At 60.0% G+C, this 14,484-nt stretch carries 16 protein-coding genes and 2 pseudogenes; 15 read left to right on the forward strand and 3 right to left on the reverse strand.

The features are described 5' to 3' along the window. The 5 genes from QMO14_RS30935 to QMO14_RS30955 all read left to right on the forward strand — a co-directional run. The coding region (locus QMO14_RS30935) for a hypothetical protein (protein ID WP_301511889.1) at positions 1 to 207 on the forward strand (207 nt) is incomplete at its 5' end. 89 nt (positions 208 to 296) lie between these two features. Next, positions 297 to 710 (forward strand): hypothetical protein, encoded by a 414-nt coding sequence (locus QMO14_RS30940; protein WP_301511890.1) that lies wholly within the window; start codon positions 297 to 299, stop codon positions 708 to 710. A 50-nt stretch (positions 711 to 760) separates the two neighbouring features. Next, positions 761 to 1,339 carry a type 4 pilus major pilin gene (locus tag QMO14_RS30945; protein WP_301511891.1) on the forward strand — a complete coding sequence of 193 codons (579 nt, stop codon included), beginning with the start codon at positions 761 to 763 and terminating at the stop codon, positions 1,337 to 1,339. 26 nt (positions 1,340 to 1,365) lie between these two features. Next, positions 1,366 to 3,054, forward strand: a complete 1,689-nt coding sequence (locus tag QMO14_RS30950; protein ID WP_301511892.1) for a type II secretion system protein — start codon at positions 1,366 to 1,368, stop codon at positions 3,052 to 3,054. Between the two features lie 54 nt (positions 3,055 to 3,108). After that, the gene (locus tag QMO14_RS30955; RefSeq protein ID WP_301511893.1) at positions 3,109 to 3,612 is read left to right on the forward strand and encodes a hypothetical protein; all 504 of its coding nucleotides are present in this window, start codon (positions 3,109 to 3,111) and stop codon (positions 3,610 to 3,612) included. Positions 3,613 to 3,742: 130 nt separating this feature from the next. Here QMO14_RS30955 and QMO14_RS30960 read toward each other — a convergent pair whose 3' ends face one another. Next, complete coding sequence (locus QMO14_RS30960) at positions 3,743 to 4,177, reverse strand: hypothetical protein (protein WP_301511894.1); 435 nt, start codon at positions 4,175 to 4,177, stop codon at positions 3,743 to 3,745. A gap of 80 nt (positions 4,178 to 4,257) precedes the next feature. Here QMO14_RS30960 and QMO14_RS30965 point away from each other — a divergent pair, with 80 nt between their 5' ends. Next, positions 4,258 to 4,503 carry a helix-turn-helix transcriptional regulator gene (locus tag QMO14_RS30965; RefSeq protein WP_301511895.1) on the forward strand — a complete coding sequence of 82 codons (246 nt, stop codon included), beginning with the start codon at positions 4,258 to 4,260 and terminating at the stop codon, positions 4,501 to 4,503. Between the two features lie 14 nt (positions 4,504 to 4,517). Here the strand turns inward: QMO14_RS30965 and QMO14_RS30970 are convergent, their stop codons facing one another. Together QMO14_RS30970 and QMO14_RS30975 are read right to left on the reverse strand one after the other, a co-directional pair. Beyond that, positions 4,518 to 5,000 carry a lytic transglycosylase domain-containing protein gene (locus QMO14_RS30970; RefSeq protein ID WP_301511896.1) on the reverse strand — a complete coding sequence of 161 codons (483 nt, stop codon included), beginning with the start codon at positions 4,998 to 5,000 and terminating at the stop codon, positions 4,518 to 4,520. After that, on the reverse strand, positions 4,997 to 5,614 hold the full coding sequence (locus QMO14_RS30975) for a YcbK family protein (RefSeq protein WP_367618187.1): 618 nt from the start codon (positions 5,612 to 5,614) through the stop codon (positions 4,997 to 4,999). Before QMO14_RS30975 ends, QMO14_RS30970 begins: the two co-directional genes overlap by 4 nt. Positions 5,615 to 5,730: 116 nt before the next feature. Here QMO14_RS30975 and QMO14_RS30980 point away from each other — a divergent pair, with 116 nt between their 5' ends. The 9 genes and pseudogenes from QMO14_RS30980 to QMO14_RS31015 all read left to right on the forward strand — a co-directional run. Continuing rightward, positions 5,731 to 7,047: a TrbI/VirB10 family protein gene (locus QMO14_RS30980; protein ID WP_301511897.1), complete on the forward strand. Its 1,317-nt coding sequence runs from the start codon at positions 5,731 to 5,733 to the stop codon at positions 7,045 to 7,047. A 15-nt stretch (positions 7,048 to 7,062) separates the two neighbouring features. Then, positions 7,063 to 7,854, forward strand: a complete 792-nt coding sequence (trbJ, locus tag QMO14_RS30985; protein WP_301511898.1) for a P-type conjugative transfer protein TrbJ — start codon at positions 7,063 to 7,065, stop codon at positions 7,852 to 7,854. A gap of 2 nt (positions 7,855 to 7,856) precedes the next feature. Further along, entirely contained in the window at positions 7,857 to 8,078 is a 222-nt protein-coding gene (gene trbK, locus QMO14_RS33450) for an entry exclusion lipoprotein TrbK (RefSeq protein WP_367618188.1), read from the forward strand. Between the two features lie 8 nt (positions 8,079 to 8,086). Beyond that, entirely contained in the window at positions 8,087 to 9,739 is a 1,653-nt protein-coding gene (trbL, locus tag QMO14_RS30990) for a P-type conjugative transfer protein TrbL (protein WP_301511899.1), read from the forward strand. A gap of 10 nt (positions 9,740 to 9,749) precedes the next feature. Beyond that, the gene (locus QMO14_RS30995; RefSeq protein ID WP_301511900.1) at positions 9,750 to 10,076 is read left to right on the forward strand and encodes a TrbM/KikA/MpfK family conjugal transfer protein; all 327 of its coding nucleotides are present in this window, start codon (positions 9,750 to 9,752) and stop codon (positions 10,074 to 10,076) included. Between the two features lie 22 nt (positions 10,077 to 10,098). After that, positions 10,099 to 10,794, forward strand: a complete 696-nt coding sequence (locus QMO14_RS31000) for a TraX family protein (RefSeq protein WP_301511901.1) — start codon at positions 10,099 to 10,101, stop codon at positions 10,792 to 10,794. A gap of 84 nt (positions 10,795 to 10,878) precedes the next feature. Further along, positions 10,879 to 11,394: a hypothetical protein gene (locus QMO14_RS31005; protein WP_301511902.1), complete on the forward strand. Its 516-nt coding sequence runs from the start codon at positions 10,879 to 10,881 to the stop codon at positions 11,392 to 11,394. Positions 11,395 to 11,689: 295 nt separating this feature from the next. After that, positions 11,690 to 11,809 (forward strand): annotated as a pseudogene (locus QMO14_RS33455) (conjugal transfer protein TraD); the annotation flags it as partial. Positions 11,810 to 11,885: 76 nt separating this feature from the next. Next, positions 11,886 to 14,484: pseudogene (locus tag QMO14_RS31015) on the forward strand (zincin-like metallopeptidase domain-containing protein); the annotation flags it as partial.

Below are 14,484 nucleotides of genomic sequence, written 5' to 3' on the forward strand. Positions count from 1 at the left end.
ATCCGCTCGATGCCGGGCTCACCCGCCTGGCGCGCCAGATCGACCGCGCGCCTGTCGAGCCAGCCCCGGCCCAGCGGATTGGAGAAGCACACTTCGTTCAGCAGCGGCGGCGCCGGCCAGTTCATCTGGCGCGCGGGCGAGCCCTCGGTGGAGGGCTACGTGGCCGCCAGCGACCCGCGCCGCGACGGCGTGGCCGCGGGGTACTGAGCGCAAGCCAGGGGTTTGCGCTTGCCGCGATGATCGGGGGATGAACAAGACAGCCGCGTCGGCAGGCATCTCTCCACAAGCTCCTCGCGATGCTGCTGAGCTCGGGGCGCTCGGTACGCGAGGGGATGGAAGCCTTGCGAAGCACCGCCCGCCCATGGCTGCGTTGGCACTTCTCGCGCGCCTTGGCTTCGCTTGATGCCAACCCTTCTGACTACCAACGAGCGTTTGGCTTGGGCCTGATGCCGAAGGCCATCCGCGCGAAGCTGGCAAGCCGGCTCGACTCGAAGGTCACCTTCGCCGAGGCGATGGTCGACATCGCGACCACCGAAGTTGAGCTGCTGGAAATGCGCGTGAAGGTCTCTGCCGCCCTGACGGGCTACTCGCTGGTGATCTTGCTCGGCGCTGTCGGGGTCACGCTTGGCGTCGGGGTCATGACCATGGGTACATCGCTCCTCGAGCAGTCCGATCAGTCGCGCCTCATCCAACGCGCAAACAACCGTTAACCGGTCGCTCGCGACCTAAATGCAAATCCTTTTTAACCATGGAAAAAACCGTGAACACTCTCTCGAATATCCGCGCCCTCTCCCTCCGTGCGATCGCCCCTTCCCGCCAAAAAGGCAACGCTCTGTTGTTTGCAATGCTCGCGCTGGTCGTGGCGGCCATCCTCACTATCGTGGCCATGCGGATGTATCAAGCATCGCAGCGCTCGGTTCGCATCGAAGCGGCGACCTCGGACCTCAACACGATCATCGCTGCAGCCCAGAAGCTGTATGGCAATTCGAATCAATACGGCGCGGTCACGACTGCGATTGCGATCCGTGGCACGGTCATTCCTCCTGCCATGCGAATCGCCGGAACGACCACGGCGCAGAACCGCTACTACGGTGCTGTGACGATGGCGCCAGCCACGATCACGACCGCGAACGATTCGTTGACCTTGACCTACGGCAACGTCAACCGGGACGACTGCCAGGACCTCGTCCTTGGGATGGAAAGCACGACCCGCCGCATTGCAGTTGGTGGCACTGAGGTGAAGCCCGCCGATTCGCCCGTGGACATTGCGGCCATGTCGACCGCTTGCGACTCTGCCGCTACTCGCGACATCGCATACACGTTTGGCCGCGGCCAGTAAGTCATCCAGTGCACCGGGCAAGCATCATGAGAAATTCCATCACTTTTCCGCGCTGGCGACGGCAGGGAGGCTTTGCACTGCTGGGCGTGATGCTGTCCCTGGTCATCATCTCGCTGGTCAGTGCGGCCGCGATCCGTGCTGGCGAGTTGAAGGCGCAGCTCACCGCTGGAAGCTTGCAAGGTGACATCTTGAAGCTCATCCGCACAGGGGTGAATGACTACACCATGGAGAACTATCCAGCCCTGCAGCTGGATCAACCAGTAAATGTGAACGGCGTGACGCTCGCGCCTGGAGCATCGGATGGGCAAAGCTTGTCGCCATCGATCGAGAACTTGATTGCCATGGGTAAGCTTTCAGCGGGCACGCGGCCCATCGCCCAGCTGAACGGAGGACGCTACCGTGTTCAGCTCACGAAAATCCCAACGGGCTGCGCCGGCACCGCGTGCAACGTCACCGGTGTTGTCTACATCGACCAGCCGCTTCGTCGACCTGGCTCCACGGACATCAGCGGCGTGCACATCGGCGCCATCATCGGGGCCGTGGGCGGCGATGCCATGTTCACGCCTCCTGGCAGCGGGGCAAATTTAGTTGCAGTGAATGGTGCGACCTTGCCGAACCCGCTCGGCAACATCGAGGGCGTGGTCGGCGCACACGTGGGCTTCGGCGCAAGCGCCTTCGGCCGCTTCCTCATAGTCAATGATCCGCGCGACCCGTTCTTTCAAGGCAACCTGACGCTGCGGCAGAACCTGTCGATTGGAGGCAGATCGACGTTCGCAGGCCCAGTGACGGTCAACAACACCATCGACACGACGGGCACGGTCAACGTCAACAACTGCATCAAGCTTCAACCCGACGGCCGCGGCGGCTTCTCTTGCCTTGACCCGAACGACCTCCCAACCGGCTGGGCCGGCGGCGTCCGAGCGAAAGACGTGGTCGCGAGCGGAAGCATGCTCAACACGGACACTCCCGGTGGGTGGTCTCTCGCCTCTGGAGGCAAGTGGACTGCCATCACCCAGGACGCCGCCGAGGCAGTCGTGCAAACATCGGGCCGGATTGCCGCCAACCGAATTATTCCGACCGGCATGTATGCGCCTGGTTCTGCATGCAGCGAACCTGGTGCTGTCGGCAGATCGAGCACAGGACCCACCGGTGTGATGTGCTCGAGCTCGATCTGGACGCCCCTGGCCACCGTCGCATCCGCCGGCGGCAGCTGTCCAGTGAACGGGCAGGGTGCCGTGGACGGCAACGGGCTGCAGCTCTACTGCTTCAACGGCGTCTGGAACTTGATGTTCGACTTTTTGCCGCCTGCAAACCCAGGCGGCCCGTGCAACACAGAAGGCGCGCTCGGCTATGTGATCCCCGTTATCGGCGCGGGAGCCCAGGCCAACGTGTGCCGCTCGAACCCAACCGGCGGGGGATTGCGTTGGTTCCGCATTCAGGATGTCACGACCCACCTGACCTTCGTGACAGCCTATGAAGTGCAACACGGTGCCGTGGTTGCCAAGCCCTCCTGCACCGCGGCAACGGGGCAAACGTCCACGCCCATTCCCATGTTGCTGCCCAAAGTGGAGTCGAGCTCAGACGGCGGCTTTGCCCGCTTCACCATCGACCAAGGGGGAAGTTGGCTTGTGCAACTTACTAATGGCACGGGCGGTGCTCTCGCCGCCTCGCCGGCCGCCAGCGCCATTCTCCAGATCTATTGCAACGTCCTTTGAACGGCCCGCTCAGTGCCTCTTTCCTCACATCCCCTCACCATAAGGAGTCTTCAATTGAAACTTAACCACAGCCTTCTCGCTGCCCGCTTCGGGCTCGTAGCCCTTGCGGTCACTGCGACTTTCGGCGCACATGCGCAGCGAATTCCAGCCAGTTCCTCGGACTCAGGGCGACGCGCGGTGGTCGCGATCGACCAAGCCACGATCAACAATAACATCAACAACGCTCAGAACACCGCCAACTATGGCGTTGCAGTGGGCAACAACGCGCAGAACACCGCAAACTACGCTGTGGCGGTTGGCGGCAATGCGCAAGGAACCGCCGACTGGGCGGCTCGAATGGCGCAAGATGCCGCTTCGCGCCCGAGCTATGGAAGCGCAATCGCGTCTTGGTCAGTGAATAACACAGGCAATTCTGGGTGGAGCGCGAGCGGGTTGTGTCTGCAGGGATGGGACCCGAACGGCGCTGCGCAGTACACGAGCGGTGCCCCAGTATGTCCGGCAGGCTCAGGGCCGTTCATCATCTTCGCAGTCCAAAATTCAGGCGGTCAAGGGGAGTAGAGGCGAGTACTTCCAACTTGCGTCGACGCCGCCGCGGGCAATGGACAGAATCAGCGGGGGTTAACTGGTCGCTGACAAAAAAAAAGGCTCCGAAAGGAGTCCTTTTTATGCGACAAAACGATCGAAGCTATCAACGAGCAGTCAACCCATATTCGCGATCTTCGTCGGTTACCCACACTTGGTTTGATTTTCTTCCTTGGAGAAATTGCTGGACGCCACCAGTGCCATCTTTCTTGACGAGCAACCGGATGCGCTCGCAATTGTCGAAACGGGGAGTCGGGGTGATTGTGAGCGTGGTCGCGTCTTGCTCGACATTCGCGGGAACCTCGGTCGAGTAGCAGAGGGGAGCCGTCCCACCCCGAATCCGAAACGTATACACGCCCTTGTCTTCAAACAGCTCGAGCTTATTCACTCCGGAGGTGGGGCGCTGTGTACCGCTAGTTGGGCTGGTCCCATTGACCGTGTAGTTCCAGACCCGAGTTTCCGCAGCGAACGCAACGCTTCCGATGCCGACCAGAGCCAGAGCAGAAACGGCGAGTGCAGGGAAAMGAAAACGACCTCTCATATATCCTCCAGTGCTTTTTTGACAGTCAATGATCGCATAAATCGATACAAAGTACAATTTGTATTTTCAAGGCGGCGAGGATGGCAGAAACCCGGCTGAAAATCATGCTGAAACGGCACGAGCCCACCAATGACCTGCAAGAGACCTTGCAAATGCTCGGCGCTCGTCTCCGCTCCGCCCGAAAGGCTAGAAAGTGGACTCAAGCTGATGTCGCTTCATTGCTTGGCGTCTCGATCCCAACCTACTACCAGCTCGAACAGGGAAAAGGAACATCTGCGCTTTGGCTTTGGGTGGCAGCAATGCGTCTCTTGGATCTCTCGATCTAGCACGTTGCGCGTGCTCACTGAACAGCACCCCAGCTTCGCAACACTGAATAGATCTGCTTGGCATATCTGTCACGATGCTCAGGCGTCTTGGAGTGGTAGCTGCCTACGGCGATCCAGGTGTTCCCATTCGCCTTGACTTGCTTCGCGAGAAGCCATGCGGCCACGTAGGTATTCACGCAGCCGTCGAGTAGATGGTCTGGCTTGATTCCGTAGCGCGCGAGCTCCGCGAAGTGGATGGAATTCAGTCCTCCGAGGCCCACGTCCACAGACCCGTTCCTGTTCTTCAAGATCAGCTGCGCGTTGTTGCGCGACTCGTGAAAAATGATGGCGTTCAAGATCAGCGGGTTGACTCCATGGAAGGATGCGGCCCCGGCCACACAAGACGAGATCGCAACCTTCGGGTAGCCCGCCTGAGCGTGTGCATAAGGGGCCGCTGCAAGTAGAGCGAAGACGAAGGAGACCCGGCGCAGCGGCTTGCCGATCATCTTGAGCCTCATGCCTCCTTCTTCTTGCCACGCCAAAATTCAGGTGACCGGCCCACGTCCCAGTGCACGTGGTTGGCGTAGAGGCCAACCCCTCCAGCCTTGAAGCTCATCAACATGGCGGCGTAGACGCCCACGCTGACCCCCTGCAGCCGGCCGTCGGCGGCACGGCCAAGAATGTGCTGACTCCTTGGGCTTCCGCCGACCGCCTTGTTCGTGTCGGGCGTGCGGTACATCGATGTCAGCTCGTGCATGGTCCTCTTTCGCTCGGCGCCGAAGAACCATGCCTGGGTCGCGAACATCAAGTCGAAAACCTGTGGGGCGATCTGGACCGCCTTCATCGCATGGCGATCGAGGCCGAGGGCGCAGAGGGCGTAGTACTCGTCCATGACGTAGCGGCCATCCCGCCAGTACACGAATTCACCCTGCTGGCGGGTGTCCACGTTTCGCACTTTCACCACCCGAGGCTGGCTCCAGAAGGAGGGGTCAGCCTCCATTGGGGTGCGGGCACCACCCAAGGCCATGCTCCGCCGCGGCACCAACCCCGCCAGGCTGGCCAAGCCGCCCAGCACGATGCCTCGACGTTGGACCCCGCAGCGGGCGTGTTCGTGTGTCGGGACGCCACTCATTAGCTTTCTCCTTTTCGCATCGGTATTTCAGTTGTGAAGGGGCGCGCTAGTCGTCTTTTTTTTCGATATAACGAATCGATCGATATACTAGCAGGCCGCAAAGGAGCGAAACAACAATGAGCGATACCGATCTCTTGTCACCCAGTGCGTCGCCGAACAAGGCAAGCAACTCAACCTCGGGCGTACGCCGCGTCAACAACATGCCGCTGGTTTTCGTCGGGGCGGCAGTGCTGCTCTTTCTGGGAGCCACGGCGGCCGTCGCCATAAAGCGGTCGGAGAACCAGCAGCGAACTGAACAGGCGGAAGAGAAGGGCGGCGACTCGCTTCAATCCGCCCAAGACATCATTGGTGACAACAAAGGCGGTTTGGTCGCGCCACAGAAGCCCGAACTTCCGCTTCCTGTCGAGCATTACGCCGGCGCCGGCGCGCCTCTTCCCGAGGGCGTTGGCCCAGGTATGCCCTCCGCCGTTGTTGACGAGGCTGCCGAGGCCTTGAAGCGCGCGAAGCTCGCAAGGCTCGAGGAGGCAGTCCGGGCCAAGACGAAAGTTGAAAGCACCGCTTTGCGGGGCGACGGGCAGGGCGCCTTTGCTGCGACGGTCCCCAGGACGCGGGAAGAGGCCGCGGCTCGCATCGCTGCGGCCACGAATGACCCGACGGCTACCTATCTGGCGCGCCTCGCGCAGATCAAGGGGTCAGGCCTCGTTCCTGGCTCGGTGGACTCGCCCACCGCATCGGGTGGCCTGAACTCCGCCGGCATGCGAAAGGTGAGCGACGTATCTCAATTCGATGGCACACCAGACCGCTGGCAGTTGAACACTGCTATTCAAGCTCCAAAATCAAAATACCAATTAAGGGCGGGCTTCGTTATTCCAGCGGTCCTGAAATTCGGAATCAACTCGGAGCTTTCCGGTCAAGTCGAAGGGCAGGTGACGCAAGATGTATTTGACACCGCAACGGGCAAATACCTCTTGATTCCACAGGGCTCCAGTTTGACAGGGGCATATTCCGGAGACATTGCATACGGACAGTCGCGCCTCCTCGTAGCTTGGCAGCGAATCATTTTCCCAGACGGAAAAGCGCTCGATATTGGCGCCATGCCTGGCGCAGACGGTTCGGGTTCGTCAGGGCTCAATGACCAAGTGGACAACCACTACATCCGTATTTTTGGCTCTGCGCTACTAATGACTGGTGTCGTTGCCGGCACAGCGCTTAGTCAAAAGCCCGAACAGTCGCAAAGCGGGAACTCTAGGCCCAGTGCAGCGAGCGCGCTAAGCGAGGCGTTGGGGCAGCAACTTGGCACAGTCACGGCACAGATGATCAGTAAAAACCTGAATATCTCGCCCACATTGGTTATACGTCCGGGCCTCCGCTTCAACGTAATCGTCACAAAAGACTTAACGTTCGGGAAACCATACGCCTCCTTTGACTACTAACAAGACCCCAGCAACATGAAATTTCAATTCGCAAATTTAGCCGCTAAATTAGCATGCACTGGAATGCTCGCGGGGAGCCTTTGCGCACCCATACATGCGGGTATACCGGTATTCGACGGCGTCAATATTTCGCAGTCAATAATGACTGCGATGGAAAATATCGCGCAAACCGCGAAGCAAATCGAGCAGTACGAGAAGCAAGTACAGCAGTACAAGACTCAACTCGATCAATACGAAAACATGCTCAAAAACACGGCACGCCCCGTGACTGAAATATGGGACCAGGCGCAAGCGACGATGAATGCTCTTCGCTCCGCCGTCGACACCTTGAATCGCTACAAGCAGCAGCTAGGGTCTCTCGATGCCTATCTTTCTAAATTCCAAGATATTGACTACTACAAAAGCTCCCCGTGCTTTACGTCGACCGGCTGTGATAACGCCACGCGTGAAGCACTGATAGCGCTTCAGCAACGGGCTCAAACAGAATCGCAAAAGAAAGCGAATGACGCTCTTTTCAAGGGACTGGACCTGCAGCAAGAGGCGCTGACCAAGGACGCCAAGACGCTAGAACGGCTTCAGTCTGCTGCCAAAGGCGCCGACGGGCAGATGCAAGCACTCGGCTACGCCAACCAACTGGCCAGCGCCCAGGCTAACCAGATGCTGCAGATCCGCGGCCTTCTTGTCGCCCAACAGAACTCCATTGCAACCCGTCAACAGGCACTGAATGACCGTGAGGCGATGAAGGCTGCGGGCGATGCAAAGGCTTTCGGCGGGACCTACACCTATGGCGCCAAGAAGAGCTATTAGAAATGCGACGCACTATTTCGTTAGCTCTAATTTCGTTTGCGCCGATCTTTGCCGGATGCGACGGTCCCAGCGCGCCGTCGACACTGCTCCCGGTCGCCAATGCAGACAATTGCCGCCCCGAACATATTAAATCGGCTCCGTGGACCGATCAAATGAAGCGAGACCACGGGTCTGCTTGCGCGCGCAGTGGGACCTTCCAATATGGGCCTTCGAAAACCTACTGAGTAGAGTCATGCCATTTTCTCTACATGCACGACAAGTCGCCAAGGCCGCAGTTATCGCGGCCCTTTTTGTTTCTTTGAGCGCCTATGCACAGACAAGTGCGGGCGTGCTTGACGACGTGACCGACCGATTCCAAGCCGCGGCTTCGAAGTGGTCTGGCGCAATCTCCAAAGCAGCGACTTTCCTGTTTTGGTCACTAGCGCTGATTTCGCTTGTTTGGACCTTCGGAATGCGTGCACTGCAAAAAGCAGATTTGGCTGAGCTTTTCGTCGATCTGTTCAAGTTTGTGGTCTTTACAGGCTTGTTCTATTGGCTGATTAATAACGCACCCGCGATTTCAACGGCAATTATTAATTCTCTGAAGCAACTTGCGGGAGAGGCGGCAGGTGTTTCTGGGCTTACGCCCTCAGGAATCGTTGAAGTTGGATTTAAGGTTTTCGATAAGGTAATCGCTGCTTCCTCCGTCATGGATCTTTCCGCCAGCATTGTCGGTTTGATCATGGGGATCTTCGTGCTTTGCCTTCTCGCCCTTGTAGCGATCAACATGGTGGTGCTTTTGGTGTCAGCCTGGATCGTCGCCTATGCGGGGATTTTCTTTCTGGGATTTGGCGGGGCTAGATTCACCCAGGACATAGCCGTCAACTATTTAAAGACGGTCTTGGGGGTGGCCGGCGCATTGATGGGAATGACGCTTCTGGTAGGGATCGGGCAAGAATTCATCAATTCATATTTCGACAAGATCGCGACCGTTTCCTTGCGCGAGATGGGTGCAATGTTGGTTGCGTCACTCGCGCTTCTCCTCCTTTCCAACAAGATTCCCCCCCTTATTGGCGGAATCGCGTCCGGCGGAAGTATTGGCGCCGCCGCCGGCRCGGGCAGCGCGGGCGCGGGTTCGCTGCTCGCTACCGGCGCAATGGGGGCGGCGGCGGCCGCTGCAGCGGTCGGCGCCGCAATGTCGGCGGCAACAAGCGCTGCCGGGATGGGCTCGGCAGTCTCCGCAGCAATCAGCGCAAGTGGCGCCACCGGCGGCGCCGGCGACACCGGCATCAGCTCGATGCCTGGCGGGGCGCAGGGCGGCGCAGCCGGAAAGAGCGCGACGGAATCAAATTCGACGACTCCACTCGGCGCCGCAATGGGAGATGCGGGGGCGGGGCACTCGCCGGGGGCGAATGTAGCGGGCGACGAACAACCAGCGGGTGGCGGAGAAACGGAAGAAGAGGAGGGCGGCGCGCCGGACTCCGATGAAGCTTCCGCAGCCAGCGAGGACCAGGTCACGGGCGGTCTAGCGGGCGAATCGGGCAAACAGCGCTCGAGGTCGGCATTAGGCGCTCTGGGCTCTGGTATCGCCGCTGTGGCGCGGAGCAGTGCTGGCATCGCCGTTGACGCCGCCCGAGAGCGGGTTTCTCAGACCGCGGGCGGGCGTGTGGCGGCGGAGATCCGATCACCTGGAACTGCTCAAAGCCGACGCTCCGACATGGCAGCGATTACCCGCTCGCAGTCGATCGCGGGCAAGGCCCAGGGCGCTCGGAATTTTCTGAACGCGGGCGCCGCAGCGCCAGGTTCATCGCCATCGTTTTCCGGCGACAGCTTGGCTGGATTCAGCAACGACGAGAAGAGCGTCGACGCGGAGGCGGAAATTTCCGCTTTCGCCAACCAAAAATGAGGATGAAAACATGAACGCGAAAACCCGCGACTACAGGTGGATGGTCGGCGTAGTGCTGGTGCTGGTATGGAGCGCCGCGGCGAAGGCGCAGCCGGGTCTCTTGACAGGAGATCCGAAGCTGGCGTGCGAGGCATTGGCGTGCCTTTCGACGGGCTCGCCTCCCCACGAGTGCCAGCCCGCGATCGCGCGCTATCTCTCTATCAACGCGAAGAAGCCAGCACAGACCGTCGCTGCACGTATGGCTTTCCTGAACCAGTGCCCGTTGGTCACCAATCCAGGCTCTGGCGGGCAGGGTGGTTCTTCATCCGAGGCCTCCAACGGCAAATTTAGCGGCTAAATTGCGCTCGCACCGCGAACACATGCCGCCGCCGCTCCGCGTTCACGACGGCGCGCTGGGTGCGCTCAAGCTGCTCGGATTGGTGCTGATGACGGCGGACCACATCAACAAGTACTTGTTCAATGGGACAAGCGATTTGGCATTCAACGCGGGCCGTGCAGCGCTGCCAATCTTCTGTTTCGTCCTCGCTGTGAATTTGGCGCGTGAGGGGTCAATGGAGAAAGGTGCGTACCAGCGGACCAGCATGCGGCTGGCCCTTTTCGGGATGCTGGCCACGCCGATCTTTCTGCTCCTGGGCGGACTGCTATTCAGGGTGTACCCCCTGAACGTCATGTTCACGCTGCTGGCGATCACGCGCGTCACCTACGAGCTCGACAAAGGCCGGACAGGCGTTGCATTGGCACTGGGGTTGGCAGCGGGGGCCTTGGTGGAGTACTGGTGGCCGGCGTTGCTCTTTGGCGCTGCGGTTTGGAGCTACTCCCGAAAGCCCACATACCTCGCTGCCCTGGTAGCGCTGGCGAGCTGCGCGGCGCTCCACACCGTCAATGGTAACTATTGGGCGCTCGCGGCTTTCCCCGTCATCGGGTCGGTCATCTCGATGCGCTGGCCTGTGCCCCGTGCTCGTTGGCTGTTCTACGCCTACTACCCGACGCACTTGCTCTTCATATTGCTGGCGCGCATTCCGATGGCTGAAGCCGGCTATCTCTTTTTCCTGTGAATCTGCCGCAGGAGGTGTCACGGGCCAGTTACCAGGAGCCTCCTTAACGCTTCTTTTTTCGTTATATCGGCTGCATAATTAATCATGAATACCTCGCCCGTCCTCCGCGCCGGCTCTCGTACGAAAAACTCCGTGAAAAGCTCTCGTCAAGTAATCATGCAAGCGGTTCCTCGTACTGGTGACATCGCCTGGTACGTCGAATTCACCATAGACAACGACTTCGTAGAGCGGCTTCGCCAGCTTCGATCGCTCGTCCCCTCGTCTTCCAGCATGACGAAAAAAAGAGATCTGGTGATCGACAAAGTTCGCGCCAGGCTCCGCGATGCCCGCTGGCAGCCAAGCAAGGCGGTGGAGGCAGACATCGACGGCTCGTGCATGGTCTTCGCCGCCGACGGCACCTTCAGCTGCGCGGCCAAGAACCGCGCGACGGAAGAGCGACTTCAAACTTACTACGCGTCGATCGAGGACCTGCTTGTCCACCACGAGTCGCTTCCGGCCTCCGAGACGTTGTTGATCCGCGGCAGAACCTTCTCAGCGCTTCCGGCCGACAACGTGTTCGCCATCGGCAGCAAGCGGAGACGTGAAGCTGCGGCAAATTAGGCTTTTCCTGCCAACTTTTGCACAGTAATCCAAATAATGTGATCTTAATAACTCGTTTGTGAAGCCGATATGTCAGGTGCTAGTGGCAAAAAAAGTTAAGCCGGCCCTCTGCGGGTCGCGCATCCGGTCCTATCACTCGGGCCTTTCCGAGCGCAACTGCTCTGGAATCTCGCCCCGCCTCGGAACGCCGGCTCGCCGGCGTTCCTTCCCCGCTGAACACGATTACTTCAAGGAGACCGAAATGAACCTTCCACCCATCAATCCGCCGGCGAATGACCCGTTTCCGGCTGTCGTCGACGTTGTGGCTGAAAAGTTCGGCGACGCGGAAACGCCGGGTTTCCAAGCTGAGTTCGCACCGGATGAAGCGGCAAGGGCCGGCGCCTTCAAGGAAGACGCGCTGTCGGAGAGCGATGCGCTTCAAAGCACAAGTGACCCATCGAACTAGGCGCGACGCCACCGTTCATCCACGCCTAACAAGTTGAAACCGTACGGACAAAGACATGGACAAAAAGCCATTTCACGAGAGGGTCGCAGAAAAGCTAATCGAGCAGTTGGCGCAAGGCACCGCGCCTTGGCAACGCCCCTGGGAGGGCGGCCAGCCGTCCAGCTTCATGCCCATGAATCCCACGACCGGAAAGCGCTACAAGGGCATCAACGCTATGTTCTTGATGGCACAGGGATACAGCGACCAGCGTTGGCTGACATACAAGCAGGCTGAGGCCGCCGGAGCGCAGGTTCGGAAGGGGGAACGGGGCACCTCCGTGCAGTATTGGAAATTCCATGAAGAAGTCATTCGGCGAGACGATGCAGGTCAGCCCGTGCTCGACGCCACCGGACAGCCAGCAACCTATTCGTTCGAGCTGGAACGGCCACGCGTTTTTTTTGCGACCGTCTTCAACGGCGAGCAAATAGACGGTCTGCCCGAGCTGCAGCGCACTGCGGTTCAATGGGACCCGCTCGAACGCGCTGAGCACATCCTTCGCGCGTCCGGCGCGGCCATCTCGCACTCCTCGCAGCCCAGGGCTTACTACCAAGCCTCAAGCGACCGCATCCACCTTCCCGAGAAGGCCCTGTTCTCCGCACCTTCCGGCTACTACGCCACGGCGCTTCACGAACTTGGCCACTGGACCGGCCACAACTCGCGGCTGGATCGCGATCTGTCGCACCCATTCGGCAGCGAAGGCTATGCGAAAGAAGAGCTGCGGGCAGAAATAGCCAGCATGATTCTCGGCGACGAGCTGGGCATCGGCCACGACGTGACACAGCACGCCGCCTATGTGGCCTCGTGGATCAAGGTGCTGAAAGATGACCCGCTTGAGATTTTCCGTGCATCCGCAGATGCCGAAAAAATCCTCGGTCACATCATGAGCTATGAGCTCAACGCCGAGCAACAAGTCAGCGCGGAGGATGCTCTGCGTGCAGAGCTGCAGAAAGCCGCTGCGACCGTCGAGCGCGACGAAGCGCACCTGGTGCCGCGTGACCATTTCCTCCTGCTCGCTTCGGCCGTCCCGCCCAGCGATCTTGCGTACAAATGGGAAATATTCGTAGGCAAAAAAAGCTTCGGGCATTCCGAGTTGGACGATGCGATGGCGGCCGTGCAACAGACGCATCGTCGGCTGGTGAACGAAGCGCTTCTATCGCACGTAGTGCCTTCCGGCGCCGGGCCGGCGGCCGGTCTCCCAGGCGTAGACGTGATGCGCGACTATCCCGATCTCGCAGACGTCTATGCGGACTTGCTGAAGCCGCTACAAGTCGCGACCATGTCTTTTGCAGACCTGCCCGCTAACGACACCATGGAGAACTCTCCCGAAATGACAGGCTCGGCGTCCGAGGACGGCCCCTCAATGCGCGACCAAAAAGCCAAGCCGCTTCCGTCCGGCCGCACGTATTTAAGCGTCCCCTACAAGGAGCGCAATGAGGCAAAAGCCTTGGGGGCAAAGTGGGACCGCGTGCAGCAGGCTTGGTACGTTGCTGAAACCGTCGATAGCACGGTCGTTTCGAAATGGCTCAAGGCGGGCCCGGGGGACACCTCCAGCGCTTTGAGCAGCGAAACGAAGGTGGCACTACCTCCCACGGCGAAAAGCCCTTCAGCGCCCCGCGATTACCTGGCGGTGCCGTATGGGGACAAGGATGCCGCGAAAGCGGCCGGGGCCGCTTGGGACAAAGTTGCGAAGTCCTGGTACATCGGCCCGGACGGAGATCGCGAAAAGCTGAAGCGCTGGAGCGTTGACGCCGCCGCTGTCGTCCAAGAGCCCGCAATGTCACCACGGGAGGAATTCGCGAACAAGATGCGTGACCTCGGCCTGGTCGTCGAAGGGGAACATCCCCTTATGGACGGTAAGAAGCACCGCGTGCCGGTAGAGGGGGGCAAGAAGGGCGCCGTCGACGGGTTCTACGTTTTCTACGGCGACGGCCTGCCGGCAGGCCGCATCATCAACAACCTCACCGGCGCCGACGAAAAATGGAGCAGCAAGGGTTACTCCTTGTCGCCTGAGGAGCGAGCAGCCATGCACGCAGAAGCAGCAGCCAACCTTGCCCGGCGCGCCGCGGCTCAAGCAGCTGAGCACGAACAAGCGGCCGAGCGAGCACTGCACATCCTGTCCGGTTTGAAGCCAGTAGAGCAACTCACCCCGTACCTCGCCTCGAAAGGGTTGAAGGCACATCACGGCGCTTTCACCGACGGCGAGGGCAAGACGACCTACATCCCCCTGATCGACTCCGAAAACAAGGTCTGGAGCATGCAGTTCATCCAAGAAGATGGGAAGAAGCGGTACGCCAAAAACAGCAGGAAGGAGAGCTGCTTCCATGCGATCGGGGGTATGGAGGCTCTCGAGAGGGCGCCGGCACTGGTGATCGGCGAAGGGTACGCAACGGCCGCAACACTGGCAGAAGTCCTCGGCCACGCCACCGTTGCGGCTTTCGACTCCGGCAACCTCACGGCCGTGGCGAAGGAACTACAGGCAAAGTTTCCTGAAAAGCCCATCGTGATCGCGGGTGACGACGACATGCCGTTGGTGATGACCCACGGCATGAACCCGGGCCGCACAAAGGCGGAAGAGGCGGCAAAGGCTGTAGGCGGAGTGCACGTGC

Origin of the sequence: Variovorax sp. CAN15 (assembly GCF_030462475.1) — a bacterium.
Lineage (GTDB): Bacteria > Pseudomonadota > Gammaproteobacteria > Burkholderiales > Burkholderiaceae_C > Variovorax.